At 68.0% G+C, this 14,417-nt stretch carries 18 protein-coding genes; 4 read left to right on the plus strand and 14 right to left on the minus strand.

Annotated elements, in window-relative coordinates; all coding sequences use genetic code 11:
- Positions 1–10: 10 nt before the first annotated feature.
- The 3 genes from rpsR to rpsF are packed head-to-tail and all read right to left on the minus strand — an operon-like array spanning position 11 to position 1,168.
- Positions 11–265, minus strand: a complete 255-nt coding sequence (gene rpsR, locus IEW87_RS01305; RefSeq protein ID WP_188710519.1) for a 30S ribosomal protein S18 — start codon at positions 263–265, stop codon at positions 11–13.
- Positions 266–292: 27 nt separating this feature from the next.
- Positions 293–814 (minus strand): single-stranded DNA-binding protein, encoded by a 522-nt coding sequence (locus IEW87_RS01310; protein ID WP_188710520.1) that lies wholly within the window; start codon positions 812–814, stop codon positions 293–295.
- Positions 815–823: 9 nt separating this feature from the next.
- On the minus strand, positions 824–1,168 hold the full coding sequence (gene rpsF / locus IEW87_RS01315; RefSeq protein WP_229731161.1) for a 30S ribosomal protein S6: 345 nt from the start codon (positions 1,166–1,168) through the stop codon (positions 824–826).
- 280 nt (positions 1,169–1,448) lie between these two features.
- Between rpsF and IEW87_RS01320 the strand changes: the two genes are divergently transcribed.
- From IEW87_RS01320 to IEW87_RS01330, 3 genes are all read left to right on the plus strand, one after another.
- Positions 1,449–2,678, plus strand: coding sequence for a mechanosensitive ion channel (locus tag IEW87_RS01320; RefSeq protein WP_188710521.1), 1,230 nt, complete (start codon positions 1,449–1,451; stop codon positions 2,676–2,678).
- A gap of 81 nt (positions 2,679–2,759) precedes the next feature.
- Complete coding sequence (locus IEW87_RS01325; RefSeq protein ID WP_188710522.1) at positions 2,760–3,134, plus strand: DUF488 domain-containing protein; 375 nt, start codon at positions 2,760–2,762, stop codon at positions 3,132–3,134.
- Positions 3,135–3,209: 75 nt separating this feature from the next.
- Positions 3,210–4,124 carry a hypothetical protein gene (locus tag IEW87_RS01330; RefSeq protein ID WP_188710523.1) on the plus strand — a complete coding sequence of 305 codons (915 nt, stop codon included), beginning with the start codon at positions 3,210–3,212 and terminating at the stop codon, positions 4,122–4,124.
- Here the strand turns inward: IEW87_RS01330 and IEW87_RS15205 are convergent.
- The 7 genes from IEW87_RS15205 to phnD all read right to left on the minus strand — a co-directional run bounded on the left by IEW87_RS15205 (position 4,114) and on the right by phnD (position 9,464).
- Positions 4,114–4,434, minus strand: coding sequence for a type II toxin-antitoxin system PemK/MazF family toxin (locus IEW87_RS15205; protein WP_444543207.1), 321 nt, complete (start codon positions 4,432–4,434; stop codon positions 4,114–4,116). The two genes, IEW87_RS01330 and IEW87_RS15205, sit on opposite strands and share 11 nt — an antisense overlap.
- 171 nt (positions 4,435–4,605) lie before the next feature.
- A complete protein-coding gene (locus IEW87_RS01340; RefSeq protein WP_188710524.1) occupies positions 4,606–5,391 on the minus strand; it encodes a hypothetical protein in 786 nt (261 codons plus the stop codon).
- A gap of 134 nt (positions 5,392–5,525) precedes the next feature.
- Positions 5,526–6,143, minus strand: a complete 618-nt coding sequence (locus tag IEW87_RS01345; RefSeq protein ID WP_188710525.1) for a TetR/AcrR family transcriptional regulator — start codon at positions 6,141–6,143, stop codon at positions 5,526–5,528.
- Complete coding sequence (locus tag IEW87_RS01350; protein WP_188710526.1) at positions 6,140–6,892, minus strand: tyrosine-protein phosphatase; 753 nt, start codon at positions 6,890–6,892, stop codon at positions 6,140–6,142. Before IEW87_RS01350 ends, IEW87_RS01345 begins: the two co-directional genes overlap by 4 nt.
- Positions 6,889–7,728: a phosphonate ABC transporter, permease protein PhnE gene (phnE, locus tag IEW87_RS01355; RefSeq protein ID WP_188710527.1), complete on the minus strand. Its 840-nt coding sequence runs from the start codon at positions 7,726–7,728 to the stop codon at positions 6,889–6,891. Before phnE ends, IEW87_RS01350 begins: the two co-directional genes overlap by 4 nt.
- 3 nt (positions 7,729–7,731) lie before the next feature.
- A complete protein-coding gene (phnC, locus tag IEW87_RS01360; RefSeq protein ID WP_229730821.1) occupies positions 7,732–8,535 on the minus strand; it encodes a phosphonate ABC transporter ATP-binding protein in 804 nt (267 codons plus the stop codon).
- A gap of 5 nt (positions 8,536–8,540) precedes the next feature.
- The gene (gene phnD / locus IEW87_RS01365; RefSeq protein WP_188710529.1) at positions 8,541–9,464 is read right to left on the minus strand and encodes a phosphate/phosphite/phosphonate ABC transporter substrate-binding protein; all 924 of its coding nucleotides are present in this window, start codon (positions 9,462–9,464) and stop codon (positions 8,541–8,543) included.
- 213 nt (positions 9,465–9,677) lie between these two features.
- On the opposite strand from phnD, the gene IEW87_RS01370 reads away from it, so the two are divergent.
- A complete protein-coding gene (locus IEW87_RS01370) occupies positions 9,678–10,757 on the plus strand; it encodes a phage holin family protein (RefSeq protein ID WP_188710530.1) in 1,080 nt (359 codons plus the stop codon).
- 10 nt (positions 10,758–10,767) lie between these two features.
- Here IEW87_RS01370 and IEW87_RS01375 read toward each other — a convergent pair whose 3' ends face one another.
- The 4 genes from IEW87_RS01375 to IEW87_RS01390 form a co-directional block, all read right to left on the minus strand.
- Positions 10,768–11,529: an IclR family transcriptional regulator domain-containing protein gene (locus IEW87_RS01375; protein WP_188710531.1), complete on the minus strand. Its 762-nt coding sequence runs from the start codon at positions 11,527–11,529 to the stop codon at positions 10,768–10,770.
- Between the two features lie 102 nt (positions 11,530–11,631).
- Complete coding sequence (locus IEW87_RS01380; protein WP_188710532.1) at positions 11,632–12,801, minus strand: thiolase family protein; 1,170 nt, start codon at positions 12,799–12,801, stop codon at positions 11,632–11,634.
- Between the two features lies 1 nt (position 12,802).
- Positions 12,803–13,450: a 3-oxoacid CoA-transferase subunit B gene (locus IEW87_RS01385; RefSeq protein WP_188710533.1), complete on the minus strand. Its 648-nt coding sequence runs from the start codon at positions 13,448–13,450 to the stop codon at positions 12,803–12,805.
- Positions 13,447–14,193: a 3-oxoacid CoA-transferase subunit A gene (locus tag IEW87_RS01390; RefSeq protein WP_188710534.1), complete on the minus strand. Its 747-nt coding sequence runs from the start codon at positions 14,191–14,193 to the stop codon at positions 13,447–13,449. Before IEW87_RS01390 ends, IEW87_RS01385 begins: the two co-directional genes overlap by 4 nt.
- Between the last annotated feature and the right edge of the window lie 224 nt (positions 14,194–14,417).

The following is a 14,417-nucleotide window of genomic DNA, read 5'->3' on the forward strand; positions in this document are numbered from 1 at the left end:
CGAGGGCTCCTTACCGGCCTGCGCCGGCGTACGGCAGGAGAGCCATCTCGCGCGCGTTCTTGATCGCGCGGGCGATGAGGCGCTGCTCCTGAACCGAAACACCGGTGATACGACGGGCACGGATCTTGCCGCGCTCCGAGATGAACTTGCGAAGGGTCGCGACATCCTTGTAGTCAATGACGCCGACCCGAATGTGCTTCGCGGGGGCGGCGTTCTTCGCGCCCTTCCGCGTCTTGCGGCGATCGCCGCTCGACTTTCCAGCCATGAATGGATCCTTTACGAATGTAAGAGATTAGAACGGGGTGTCGTCAGAGAACGACCCCGGAGTGCTCCACGCGTCACCGCCGGACGAGCCGGGCGTCGCCCAGGGCTCGTCGGAGGACTGCTGCGGAGCCTGCTGACCACCGGAGACCTGACCGGAGTTTCCGCCCCGGCCATAGTTTCCGCTGCTCGCCGCACGGGTGACCTGTGCCGTGGCGTAGCGCAACGACGGACCGATCTCCTGGACGTCCAGTTCGATCGAGGTGCGTCGCTCGCCCTCACGCGTCTCATAGTTCCGCTGACGGAGGTTGCCCTGCGCGATCACGCGCATGCCCTTCGTCATGGACCCGGCGACGTGCTCGGCGAAGTCGCGCCAGACACTGGCGCGCAAGAACAGGGCTTCGCCGTCCTTCCACTCGCCCGACGCGCGATCGAACGTGCGCGGGGTCGAAGCGATCGTGAAGTTCGCCACGGGGATCCCGGACTGCGTGTACCGCAGCTCGGGATCGGCGGTCAGATTGCCTACGACGGTGATAACGGTTTCGCCTGCCATGCGCTTACCTTAGGCCTTCGCCGCAGACTTGCGTGCAGCCTTCGCTTCGGCCCGCTTGGCCTCGGAGGCGACCATCGCGATGGCCTCTTCCGCACGAAGGATCTTGGTGCGCATCACGTCATCGGCAAGACCGAGCTGGCGGTCGAGCTCATGCGTGGCGTCGCTGGTGGCCGTGAAGTCGACGACGGCGTAGATGCCCTCGGTCTTCTTCTGGATCTCGTAGGCGAACTTGCGCTTGCCCCAGATGTCCACGTTCTCGATCGTGCCCTTGGCGTCAGTGATGACCTTGAGGTACTTATCGAGGTACGCGGGAACCTGGCGCTCGTCCACCTCAGGCTGGATGATAACCATCATCTCGTACTGGTGCGTGTGCGTCACTTTCCCACCTCCTTCGGACTCGAACGGATGCCGGGCATTTCCCGACATCAGGAGGGTGTGTTGCACGTCGCCCGGATGTGGGCCGAACGGCGGCACAGCGGACAACCGGTTTAGTCTAGCGGATCCTGCTGGCTGCCGCGAGCGCGGGCGCGGATTCACCACGATGCCATTGACACGACCGATATGCAGCGGAATGGTGGGGCCCGTTAAGGGCCGTGGATCGACCACGGCGTCGTGACCGAGAGAGGGTTCGATCATGAGTTTCTCTGACATCGACTGGGTGGGCATCCTCGGCAAGGTTGTCCTCGCGATCGTCATCATCGCGGCGACATGGATTCTTGCCGCCGTCGTACGGTGGGCCATCGGCAAGCTCGTCTCGCGGGTGACGTTCCTGCAGCGCGAAGGCAACGACGGCAAGGCCGTCGGCGACTCGATCGGATCCGTCGCCTCCCTGCTCGTCTGGCTGTTCGGCCTGATGGCAGTCCTCCAGCTCTTCTCGCTCACGCAGGTCCTCGAGCCCATCCAGTCGTTGCTCCAGGGGGTCCTCGGCTTCCTGCCCAACCTCATCGGTGCGACGTTCGTCTTCGTCATCGGCTTCGTCGTGGCGAAGATCGTGCGCCAGCTCGTCGAAACCGCGCTCGGCGCGGTGAACTTCACGAAGCTGACGCGCAAGGCCTCGGCGGGCGCGAACACCGTCGTGAACGAGGCGTCCGGCGCCCCCGCCGATCCGACTCAGGTCCCGGTCGGTGACCCGGCCCCGCCGAAGACCGGCCTGTCGAACATCCCGAACGTCGTCGGCAACCTCGTGTTCGCGATCATCCTGATCGTCGTCGCGATCGCGGCGCTGCAGATCCTCGGCATCTCGGCGATCTCCGATCCCGCCGAGCAGATGCTGCAGATGTTCCTCACGGCGTTGCCGGCGATCATCGCGGCCGCGCTCATCCTCGGCCTCGGCTACCTCATCTCGTCGTTCCTCGGCGGACTGCTCGAAACGACGCTCGGCGGCCTCGGCGTGGACCGCTCAGTCGCGAAGCTCGAGATCCTGCCGGCCGGCGCCAGCGCGACGAAGATCATCACGCGCATCGTGCAGGTCGCGATCATGGTGTTCTTCGCGATCATGGCCACGCGCGCGCTCGGCTTCCCCGAGGTCACCCAGATCCTCAACGAGGTCCTTGAGCTCGGCGGCCGCGTCCTGTTCGGCGGCGTCATCATCGCCGCGGGCTTCCTCATCGCGAACCTCATCGTGAAGTTCATGGGCAAGGGCACGCCCGCGACCGTCATCAAGTGGGCGACGATCGCCCTGTTCACGGCGATGGGCCTGAGCTACATGGGCATCGCCGACGAGATCATCACCCTCGCGTTCGGCGCGGTCGTCGTCGGCGGTGCGCTCGCCGCGGCGCTTGCCTACGGCCTCGGCGGCCGGCAGGCCGCGGCCGAGTCGCTCGAGAAGTTGAAGGTGAAGAAGGCAGCGGATCCAACGGAGTAGAACGGATGCGCGGCGGGCCCGGTTCCCTGAGGGATCCGGGCCCGCTTCATCTCCGAAAGGCACCACCCGAGGAAGAAGGCCATGGGCGAGCTGCGGATCAAGCGGGCATACGACGACGCGAACACGGCCGACGGCTATCGTGTGCTGGTGGATCGGATGTGGCCGCGCGGCGTGTCGAAGGAACGCGCGGCGCTCGACGAGCACCTGAAGGACATCGCTCCGTCGCCGGACCTGCGCACCTGGTGGAACCACGATCCAGACCGCATCGATGAGTTCACGAAGCGGTACCGGGCGGAGTTGGACAACAACCCCGCCGTCGAGGATCTGCGGTCGCGGGTGCGGGGCCACAAGACGGTCACCCTCATCTACGGGGCGAAGGATCCTGACGTGAATCACGCTCGCATCCTGCGCGACTACCTCCGCGAGGCAGGCGCTTCAGGAGAAGAGTCGCCGTAACGACGGATCCGATCGCGCTCTCGATCCGCCGGAACGACACGTCTCCTTCTGAACGGCTCGGCGTACGCTGGGCACATGGAGTGGACGAGCGACGTCGCGGCCGGGGACTGGATCCGCGAGAGGCTTGAGACTGCGTGGACGCTGCACCACTTCGTGCCGCGCGGCTTTCCCGCCTACGCACGTATCTTCCACCCCGCCTATCGCGAGCGGCCGGTCGGGACCGACTGGCCCGCCGACGGAGACACCGAGGTGTGGGAGCAGCTGCACGGGCGCGAGATCGACGCCGAACGCATCGGCTGGCGCGACGCGGCCACCGCATTCGGCACCGAGATGCACGCGCGAGCAGCGTGGCACCGGATCGCCCTGACGGATCCGCCGAGCGAGACACCGGTGGACGCCGACGGCTGGCGCTACGACGCTCCGGAGGAGGGCACGCTCGAGCCCGACGTCCTCACCAGCGTCGGCGCGCACCTCGCCGAGCACACCGCGACGCCCGACGACGGACACGCGGCGGTGTGGGCCGGATGGGGCGGCCTCGTCGGGTTCATGGGAACGCGCGGATCCCGCGTGGGGCTCAGCGCCGCATACACGGACGACTCCCACCACGCGAACCTGCTACGCGAAAGCTACCGCGATGCGTTCAACAACGTGTTCCGCAAGAAGACCTGGCAGCCGGGGATCCTCAGCGACGAGGCCTCGCGCGGTCCGCACCTCGAGCTCCCCGATCGCGAGCACGTGCTGTTCCGCGCGGCACCGCGCGCGTGGGCGGATCCGTCGTGGCCGCAGACGGTGCCGTGGAGCGAAGACGGGCACACCCGCTCGCCCAGCCTGATCTGGCCCGAGGGCCGGGAATGGGTGCTGGTGACCGAGATCGACCTCGCCTCCACCATCGTCGCCGGCACGCCCGACCTCGTTCGGGCGATCTGCACGGATCCCGCCATCGAGGCGCATGCGATCCGCCCGGGCGAGGACATCCCCCTCACGACATGAGGTGAACGCGCAGCGCCTCATCGATGGCGGCCATCGTCTCCCGGCTGACAGATCCGAGTTTTCGCAGAACCCGCTGGGGTGAGCTCGAGCGAATCTGCTCCGCCTGTGCCTTGCTCGGGCGTGCGAGGCCGTTGGACGGAGCCGGATGGACGAGCGTTTGACACGCGAGGACGTGGTCAGCGTTGCTGGTGAGGGGTACGACGGTGATCACACCGTGCCCGGTCTGAGCGATCGACGCATGCCGGGCATCGTTCGACACAGCGACGCAGCGACACAGGGTCGAGCTTTGCCTTGTTCGCTCCGGGCCGATGGATCCAGGATCGTCAGCAGGACGTCTCCACGCCTACAGACCGTCGGCATCGGTGTTGCTCCAGAGAAGTGATTCCTCCGAGTCGCCCCATTCGCTGTCCGCCTCCGTGTATTGCGACACGAGATCACCGAATCGCAACCGCTGCACGGCAGCGGCGAGCGCGGCGACTCCTCACGGCACCAGGCGATTCTCGCTCGGGAGTTCGATTGTCTCGCGATGGCCCACGGACCTGGAGCGGCCGAAGCGCATCGCGATTCCGATCGCGACAATGCCGAGCGCGCTCGCGAGCGCCAGGGTCGGGATCCATCCGGGATTCTCGTAGTGGACTCCCTGCGACCACACCCAGCCGAGCGGGAACCACCGCCATGGACCACGTGAGCTCATCGGGAGGTCCTGTGGGCCCGCCGGTGACACATCCGGGGCGGGTGCCGCAACGGCGTAAATCACGGATCCGATCGCCCCAAGCGCGCCGAACAGGATCCATACGTACGGAACCCAGCCCGGTGGACGTGCATGCCGTCCGGGGAGCACCCGCGCGGCGACGATACCTCCCGCGACGGCCCAGATCCCGCCACCGCCGACGAGGAAGATACCCGACGCGTATGCGAAGGCATACACAGAGAGGAGGAGAGCGCCCAGAGATCTGGACCCGGGGGCCACGATGACCCCGATGACGAGAGCGACCGCTCCGATCGCGAGGACGCAGGCGGCCAGCGTCTGCGCTGCGGCACCAGTGCGCGTCCGCGGCGGCCACGCGAACGCGAGGAGTCCGCCGACGAGGATTCCGACCGCGGCGGCCGCCGGCGAGATCAGGAGCACGAATGCGGGGAACCCATCGACGTCCCCGGGAAGCACCGTCAGGAGGACGGCGATCGCGGCGCAGATCGCCCACGGTGCTCCGACCGCGAGTGCGCTAAAACCGAGTGCACGCCCCCACGTGATCCGCTGCCGCCTCATGCCCCCAGGTTATCGGCGCCGTTCTCGCCATCTCGTCCGCCGAGCATCTGGGAACCTCGCCAGATTCGGCCGGATCCGGCGAATCCGTCAGATGCTCGCCGAATTTCCAGACGCTCGGCGAAGGCGCGACCGCGTCAGCGCGCGCTCATGCCCCGCCAGGCGATCTCGAACGCGCGGCGGCAGCGCTCGAGCGCCGCATCGTCGCGCAGCGTCGCACCGCGCACGACCGACTGATAGTAGAAGACGCCGTTGATGAGGTCGATAGCGGCGTCGACGTCGACGTCGTCGCGCAGGTCTCCCCGGCGAATCGCCTCGGTGAGCGCGGCGTGCACCGAGACCCGGCGCCGGCGCACGTGCGACGACCAGTACGCGTGCTGCAGGTCTGGATTCTGCATCACGAGGGCCAACCGCGCGCGGAACCGCCGGTCGCTGTAGGTCGACCCGCGCGCCGCCCGCGGATCGCCGAAGTACAGGGCGACGATCGCCTCCTTGATGTCGCCGGAGGTGTCGACCTCGAGCGCCAAGCGCCCCCGGTCGAGGGCGGCGGCGACGAGATCCGGCAGGCTCGGCCAACGCCGGTACAGCGCGGCGCGGGACACGCCGCTCTCCTCGACGACGGCGCCTACCGTCACGGGGCGGTCCGCGTCGATCAGCTTGTCGACAGCGGCGAGGATCTTCTCGTCATGCCCCTCGGCGCGCGGGCGGCCGGGGCCGCGCACGGCGGCCCCGGCGTCCCTGACCCCTGAACTCACACGACCGCCAGGGACCGGAGCGTCTCGATGAGGCCGTCCGTGAGTCCGGCCTCGCGGAGACGGCGAAGCGGATCCGCGTCCTCGCGCGAGAGATGGGCGAGCAGCCCCTCCATCGGCGCCGGCGAGAACTCGGGGCGCGAGGCGGCCTTCGCCGCCGCCTCGAGGTCGATCCCCCGCTCAGCCATGAGCGGCCCCATCACGGGTGCGATGCGCTCGACGATCGCGGGCGAGTTCTGACCCGTGTGCGTGTAGTCCTCGACGATGTCGTCGTGCGAGGCGCCGAGCACGAGCAGCAGGGCCGCGGCGAGCACGCCGGTGCGGTCCTGGCCGGCTGCGCAGTGGAAGGCGGTGGCGCCCGGCGACGTCGCGATCACGGCGAGCGCCTGCACGATGCGCGGTGCGGCGCTGTCGAACATGCGCACGTAGAGGCGCTCGAACGACGCCTGGTTCATCGCGTCCTCGGTGGCGTCTTCCAGCGACGTGAGGAACGGCACGTGGTGGTATGTGACGGGCATCGAGCCGAACGGGCCGCGCCCGGTGAACGTCGCCTCTGCGTGCGAGCGCAGGTCGATGATCGAGGTGAGACCGCGCTCGACGAGGTCGGCGGCCGAGTCGGCGTCGGAGGTCGACAGGTCGTCCGCGCGGATCGCGAACCCGCGGCGCACGGATCCGCCCGCGACCCGGATCCCGCCGAGGTCGCGCAGGTTGACGGGGGCGGTGAGCGGAAGTTCGATGGTGTCGATGCTCATGTGATCTTCTTTCTGATGATGGCGCTCGCCTGGTCGATGATGGTGACGAGCACGATGATGCAGATGACCATGGCGAACAGGTGGCCGTATTCGTAGCGGTTCATGGCGGTGGTGAGTTCGAGGCCGATGCCGCCGGCGCCGACGAGCCCGAGGATCGTGGCCCCGCGCACGTTGCCCTCGAACAGCAGCAGCGTGTAGCTCGTCAGCAGGGGCAGCGCCTGCGGCACGATCGCGTACTGGATGATCTGGCGTCGCGACGCGCCGACCGACTCCATCGCGGTGATGGGGCCGCGGTCGACGGCCTCCATCGCTTCCGCGAAGACTTTGCCGATCGAGCCGATGGATCCGATCGTCATCGCGAGAATGCCCGCGAACGGGCCGAGGCCGACGGCGGAGACGAACATCAAGGCGATCACGAGATCCGGGAGGGCGCGGATGATGTTCATCGTCCATCGGCACGCGTAATACACCCATGTCGGAGCGATGTTGCTCGCCGCACCGAAGGCCATGATCAGCGACAGCACGGCGCCGATCGCCGTGCCCACGATCGCCATCTGCAGCGTCTCGGTCAGCAGCGCGAGGATCAGACCGATCTTCGAGAAGTCCGGCGGGAACATGCGCAGGATGAACTCGCCCATGTTCACCGCGCCGTCCCCGAGCTTCAGGAAGTCGAACTGCGCACCATTCGCCGACCACAGAAAGATCGCGACGGCGAGCACCGCTCCGACGATGAAACGGGCACGCGGGATGCGGAACGCTCTCTCCATGCGCTCGCGGGCACGCGGGTCGAGTTGCGGGGCAGGTTTGCGGCGCCGCTTCTCCTCAACGGTCAGCATGATCTAGTCGTCCTCGCCCTCGTCGTCGAGCTCGTACACGGGCGCGAGCTGCTCGGCATCGAGGTCGGCCGTTCGACCGGAGATGACCATCTCACCGTGACGCAGCCCCACAATGCGATCGGAATGCGCGAGCGCGAGCGGCAGCACGTGCAGGCTGACGAGCACGGGGATCCCCTCGTCGCGCGCGATGGACTGCAGAAGTTCCAGCACCGTGCGGCTCATCTTCGGGTCCAGCGACGCCACCGGCTCGTCCGCGAGGATCACGCGCGGATTCTGCATGAGCGCGCGTGCGATCGCGACGCGCTGCTGCTGACCGCCCGACAGCGTCCGCGCTTCGGCGTTCGCCTTGTGCGCGATGCCGACGCGGTCCAGGAGGTCGAGCGCCTTCTTGCGGTCTGCGCTCCGAAACGTGCCGAGCACGTTGACCGCTCCCGCACGGTGCAGCGATCCGGTCAACACGTTCGTGAGCACGCTGAGCCGTCCGATCAGGTTGAACTGCTGGAACACCTGCCCGGTCTGCGAACGCAGGTCGCGCAACTGCCCGCGACGCAGATTCGCCACGTCGATCTCGCCCATACGCACGGTCCCGGACGTGACGGGAGCGAAGCCCGTCAGCGACTTCATCAGCGTGGACTTTCCGGATCCGCTCGCGCCGAGGAGCGCGACCATCTCGCCGTCGTGCAGATCGAGATCGACGCCGTCCAGTACGAACGGCTCGTCAGGCGCGTACCGCACTCGCAGATCGCGGAGGTGGACGAGCGCGGTGCCCGTGGCCGCCGCCGGACGCATGGTGACGGTGTCACTCACGGCGTTCATTCGAGGTCCCCGATGTCGACGCCCGCTGCGGCGGCGATGTCGACGATCGGCTGGAACACATCGGTGCCGGGCTCCGCGATCGGCTCGATGCCCTCCGGCATGCCGTCCATGTACATCCCCAGAACGTCTCGGTTCTCGTCGCTGAAGACGCGCGGGATGGCGTCGACGAGCGCCGCGCGCTTCTCGGCGCTCATGTGCTGACTGCCGAGCACTCCCATCGAGACGGGCATCGAGATGCTCTCACCGATCGAACGCGTCTCTCCCTCGTCGAACGGGAACATCGGATCCCCCTGGCCAGCCATCGCCGGGAAGATCGTCGACGTGCAGGCGATATCGGCCTGGCCCTCCTTCAGCGCGATGAAGCTGCGGTCGTGTCCGCCAGCGAAGAGCACCGTGAAGTCCCCTTCGTCTTCGCGAAGGCCGTGTTCGTTCAGCATGTAGGTCGGCATATAGAAGCCGCTCGACGAGTTGGGGTCGGCGAACGCGATCGTCGTGTCGGCGGTGATGTCGTCGAACGACTGGATGTCCGCATCGTCGAGCACGAGGCAGGTCGATACGGGTTCGTCGACGCCGGGCCACGCGACGAGCGCGTCGACCTCGCCGGTGTTCACGGCGAGCGCGGAGGGGAAAGCGCTCATGATGCCGATGTCCTCATGACCTGCGCGCACGGCCTCGATCACCGCTGAATAGTTGGGGACGTCGGTCATCTCGACTCTCATCCCGGTCTCCTCTTCGAGGAGCGCGGCGATCTCATCGATCGGTGTTTCGACCGACGGGTCATCGACGAGCGGAAGGGTGGCGAAGCGGATGACGTCGTCTTCGGCTGCAGCAGGATCCGCGGACGTGCCGGAGCAGCCAGCGAGGAGGATCGCGGACGCCGCGGCGAGAGCGCCGAGGGCGAGAGGAGCACGAAGTCGCATGGAGGGCCTTTCAGAGGTGTTCTCCGGGTGGGGACCTCCTCATGAAAGGCGCTCAAGGTGACGTCGAATTACGAGACTGGTGGTATCAGAACAGAAGAGTCGGTGAACGGCAGGTTACAGAACCGCCGGTCTTGTGACGAGCGCGGCGGCATCACGCGCGACCCGCGTTCGGCAGTGGCGCGATCGACCGCGTGGGTTACGTACCGTGGAGGCATGCACAACTTCGACGCGAGCGCCCTCAGCGAGCCGATCGATCGGAACGAGCTTCGCGCTTTCAAGGCCTCCGTCGCCCAGCGGTTCCCGCACTCGCATCAGGGGAAATCCTCCAGCAGCATTTTCGCGCTGATCGTGCTCAGCCTCATCGGGGTCGCGATGCTCGTCGCGGGCATCGTGATGCTGGCGGCCGATGCCAGCCTCATCACGGGCGGCATATTCACCGTCGTCGGTCTCGTGTTGGCGGCCCTCGGCATCGGCACGCTCGTGGTGGGCGACAGCGACAAGCGGCAGTTTCGACTCGATCGTTTCGCGCGTGCCAACGGCATGCAGTTCCACCCCGGGTTCAACAACCCGAAGCTGCCCGGCATGCTCTTCGACATCGGCCGACAGCGCAACTCGCAGCTCCTCGTCCGCGGCGACACGCCCCGTTTCGTCGAGTTCGGCAACTACCGCTATACGACCGGCTCCGGGAAGAACTCCACGACCCACACGTGGGGGTACATCGCCGTCCAGCTCGATTCGCCGTTGCCGCACATCGTCCTCGACGCCGAGGGGAACAACAGCTTCTTCGGGTCGAACCTGCCGATCGGGCTGAAGAAGGACCAGCGCCTGAGCCTCGAGGGCAACTTCGACGAGCACTTCAGCCTGTACGCACCTGTCGGCTACGAGGCCGACGCCCTGTACCTGTTCACGCCCGACATCATGCAGCGCTTCATCCGCAACGCCGCTCAGCTCGACGTCGAGATCGTCGACGACTGGCTGTTCTTCTACACGGGCGACGACGTCTCGACGCTCAACGCTGATCGGTGGGCGTGGCTGTTCTCCGTGGTCGGGGCGATGCTTCAGAAGATCGAGCGCTGGGGGCGCTGGCGCGACGAACGCCTGCGCGTGGCGAACGCCGCTCCGCTCGCCGCTGGCTCCTCGGACATCCCCGCCGTACAGAACCCGGAGATGCTGCGTCCGCCGTCCGGCGTGGCGGATCCCGGCAAGCGCCTCAAGCGCCGCGGTTTCACCTGGGTGACCTTCATCATCATCGCGGTCTTCGTCGTCCTCCAGGTGGTCTCGCGCCTGTCGTGACGCGGCGGCGTTAGACGAGCGCGAGTTCCGCGTCGATCGCGTGCGTCGCGTCGCGCAGTGCCGGCAGGTGTTCGCCGGTCAGGCGTTCGAGGTCGACGCGGCTGGCGGCCGTCGAGACGTTGACGGCGGCGACGACGCGACCGCCGCGACCCCGAATCGGCGCGGCGACCGACCGCACCCCCTCTTCGAGCTCGCCGTCGACGAGGGCGTAGCCCTGTTCGCGGATCCGCTCGAGCTCGCGTGCGAGGGCTCGCGGATCCGTGACGGTCGTCGGGGTCACCCGTGCGAGCGAGCCCGTCAGCGCCTCGCCCGGATCTTCGGCGTGCGCGAGGAGGACGCGCCCCATGCTCGTCGCGTGCGCGGGGAAGCGCGTGCCGATCGTGATGCCGACGCTCATGATGCGCCGGGTCGGCACACGGGAGATGTAGACGATGTCGGAGCCGTCGAGGACGGCCGCGGACACGCTCTCGTCGACCTGCCGTGAGAGCCGTTCGAGATGCGGGTGGACGATGTCTGGCAGGCTCAGCGCCGAGAGATAGCTGTGACCGAGCTCGAGCACGCGCGGGGTGAGGGCGAAGTCTCGCCCGCTCTCGCGCACGTAGCCGAGTTCGACGAGCGTGTGCAGGAAGCGCCGCGCGGCCGCTCGGGTCATCTCGGCACGCTGGGCGACCTCGCTGAGCGTGAGCACCGGGTGCGTCGCGTCGAACGCGCGGATCACGCTGAGCCCGCGGGCGAGGGACTGCACGAACTCGCGAGAGCCCTGCTCGGTCATCGGATCACCCCGCCCACCGACGATGGGTCGCCAGAGTTTGCAGGTGTGCGGCGCACAAACCTGCAAACTCTGGCGACCCATAAGGGGGCCGTGCCCCCCGCGTCATCGTTCGAGAACCACCGCGAGTCCCTGGCCGACCCCGATGCAGATGGCTGCGACGGCAACGCCGGATCCGCGGCGCGCGAGCTCGTGCGCGGCGTGGCCGATGATGCGCCCGCCGGACGCGCCGAGCGGGTGGCCGATCGCGAGCGCACCGCCGTGGATGTTGACCTTCTCCGGGTCCAGGTCGGGCCAGCCGGCGATGCACGCGAGGCTCTGCGAAGCAAACGCCTCGTTCAGCTCGACGATGTCGACATCGGCCCACGTGCGGCCCGCGCGTGCGAGCGCCTTGTTCGCGGCCTCGATCGGCGCGATCGGGAATTCGTCCGGATCCACGCCGTGCGCGCCGCGACCCGTGATGCGAGCGAGCGGCTCGACGTCAAGCACGCCCTCCGCGCCGAGCAGCACCGCGGAGGCGCCGTCATTGATCGACGACGAGTTGCCGGCAGTCACGGATCCGTCGCTCGCGAACAGGGCCCGAAGCCCGGCGAGCTTCTCGACGGTGCTGCCGTCGCGGATCCCCTCGTCGCGCGCGAGCTCGGCTCCGTCGACCTGCACGATCTCGCGGTCGTACACGCCCTCCGCCCACGCGCGCGCGGCGAGCTCGTGGCTGCGCACCGCGAACTCGTCCTGCTGCTCACGGCTGATGTTCCAGGAGCGGGCGGTCTTCTCCGCGGCCTCGCCGTTCGAGATCGTCCAGTGCGTCGGCAGGTTCCGATTGACCATGCGCCAGCCGATCGACGTGTTCCACATCGTCGGGTTGCCGCCCGCCGGGAACGGCTTCGGCGACTTCTCGACGACGAAAGGCGCGCGTGTCATCGACTCGACGCCGCCGGCGAGGATCACGTCGGCGTCGCCCGCCTCGATCGCGCGGGATCCCTGCACGACCGCCTCGAGCGACGAGGCACAGAGGCGGTTGACGGTCACGCCGGTGACGGAGGTGGGGAATCCGGCGAGCAGCGCGCCGAAGCGCGCGACGTTGCGGTTGTCCTCCCCGGCCTGGTTCGCGTCACCGAAGATGACGTCGGCGATGCGCGCCGGGTCGATCCCCGTGCGCTCCACGCTCGCTTTCATCACGGTCGCGGCGAGGTCATCCGGGCGCACGCCCGCGAGGGCGCCACCCGCCCGGCCGAACGGTGTGCGAACGGCGTCATAGATGTAGGTGCCGGACATGTCATTCCCCTCCGAGATCGAGGCCGGTGAGCTCTTCGAGCTCGGTGACCGTGTTGGATCCGAACGCCTCACGCACGCGGAAGCCCTCGTCCGTGACGTCGAAGATCGCGTGATCCGTGTAGACGCGCGTGACGCAGCCGACGCCCGTGAGCGGGTAGGTGCACGCCGCGACGAGCTTCGACTCGCCGGTCTTCGTCAGCAGGTCGGTCATGACGTACACGCTCTTGGCGCCGATCGCGAGGTCCATCGCGCCACCCACGGCGGGAATCGCGCCGGGAGCACCGGTCGACCAGTTCGCAAGATCGCCGTTCTGCGCGACCTGGAAGGCGCCGAGCACGCACACGTCGAGGTGCCCGCCGCGCATCATGCCGAACGAATCGGCGTGATGGAAGAACGCGGCGCCGGGCACGGCCGTGACCGGCTGCTTCCCGGCGTTGATGAGGTCGGGGTCGATCCATCCGTCCTCCGGAGCCGCGCCCATGCCGAGCAGCCCGTTCTCCGTGTGGAGGATGATCTCCTCGTCCTCCGGCAGGTAGTTGGCGACGAGGGTCGGCGCCCCGATCCCGAGGTTCACATACGCGCCCTCCGGGATGTCCGCGGCGATCCGTGCCGCGAGATCCTTGCGACTGATGCGGGTGAGCTCACTCATCGTGCGTCCTCCTTCGCCTCGAGCGACCGGCCTTCGATATCGACGCCGCCCACGAACTCGCGATCGTTCAGCCAGCGCCGCTCGCCGACCGCGACGACGCGATCGACGAAGAGGCCCGGCGTCACGACGCGCTCCGGGTCGATGGATCCGAGCTCGACGACGCGGTCGACCTGCACCACACTCGTGGCCGCGGCCGACGCCATGATCGGGCCGAAGTTGCGGGCCGTCTCGCGGTAGATCACGTTGCCCCAGCGGTCGGCCTCGAGGCCCGACACGAGCGCGAAGTCCGCGCGGATCGGGTACTCGAGCGCGTACGTCCTGCCGTCGATCTCGCGCGTCTCCTTGCCCTCGGCGAGCTGCGTGCCGACGCCGGTCGGGGTGAAGAAGGCGCCGATGCCGGCGCCCGCGGCGCGGATCCGCTCGGCGAGGTTGCCCTGCGGCACGAGCTCGAGTTCGATTCTGCCGTCGCGGTAGAGCTCGTCGAACACCCACGAGTCGGTCTGGCGCGGGAACGAGCACACGATCTTGCGAACGCGGCCGGCCGCGAGGAGCGCGGCGAGACCCGTGTCTCCGTTGCCGGCGTTGTTGTTCACGATCGTGAGGTCGGTCGCCCCCTGTGCGATCAGCGCGTCGATCAGCTCGACCGGCTGACCGGCACGACCGAACCCGCCGATCATGACGGTGTTCCCGTCTTCGATCCCCGCGACGGCGTCGGCGACGCCCGCGACTTCCTTATCGATCATCCGAACCTCCACGGTGTTCGCTGTGCGAACAGGCGTTCGCTGTGCGAATCCAGGGTACCGCGCGGCGGCGCGATTAGCCAGGGATTGCGCCGCCGACCACGCGCGCGGATCGACCAGGCTGATATCTCGCATCATCAGATCAGCGGATCGGATCCGCCGCGCCCGGGCTAGATTCCAGTCAGGTCATGCCGTGTCGACGTGGATGCGGCGATCGGACAAGGGAG

Origin of the sequence: Microbacterium faecale, from assembly GCF_014640975.1 — a bacterium.
Classification (GTDB): Bacteria; Actinomycetota; Actinomycetes; order Actinomycetales; family Microbacteriaceae; genus Microbacterium; species Microbacterium faecale.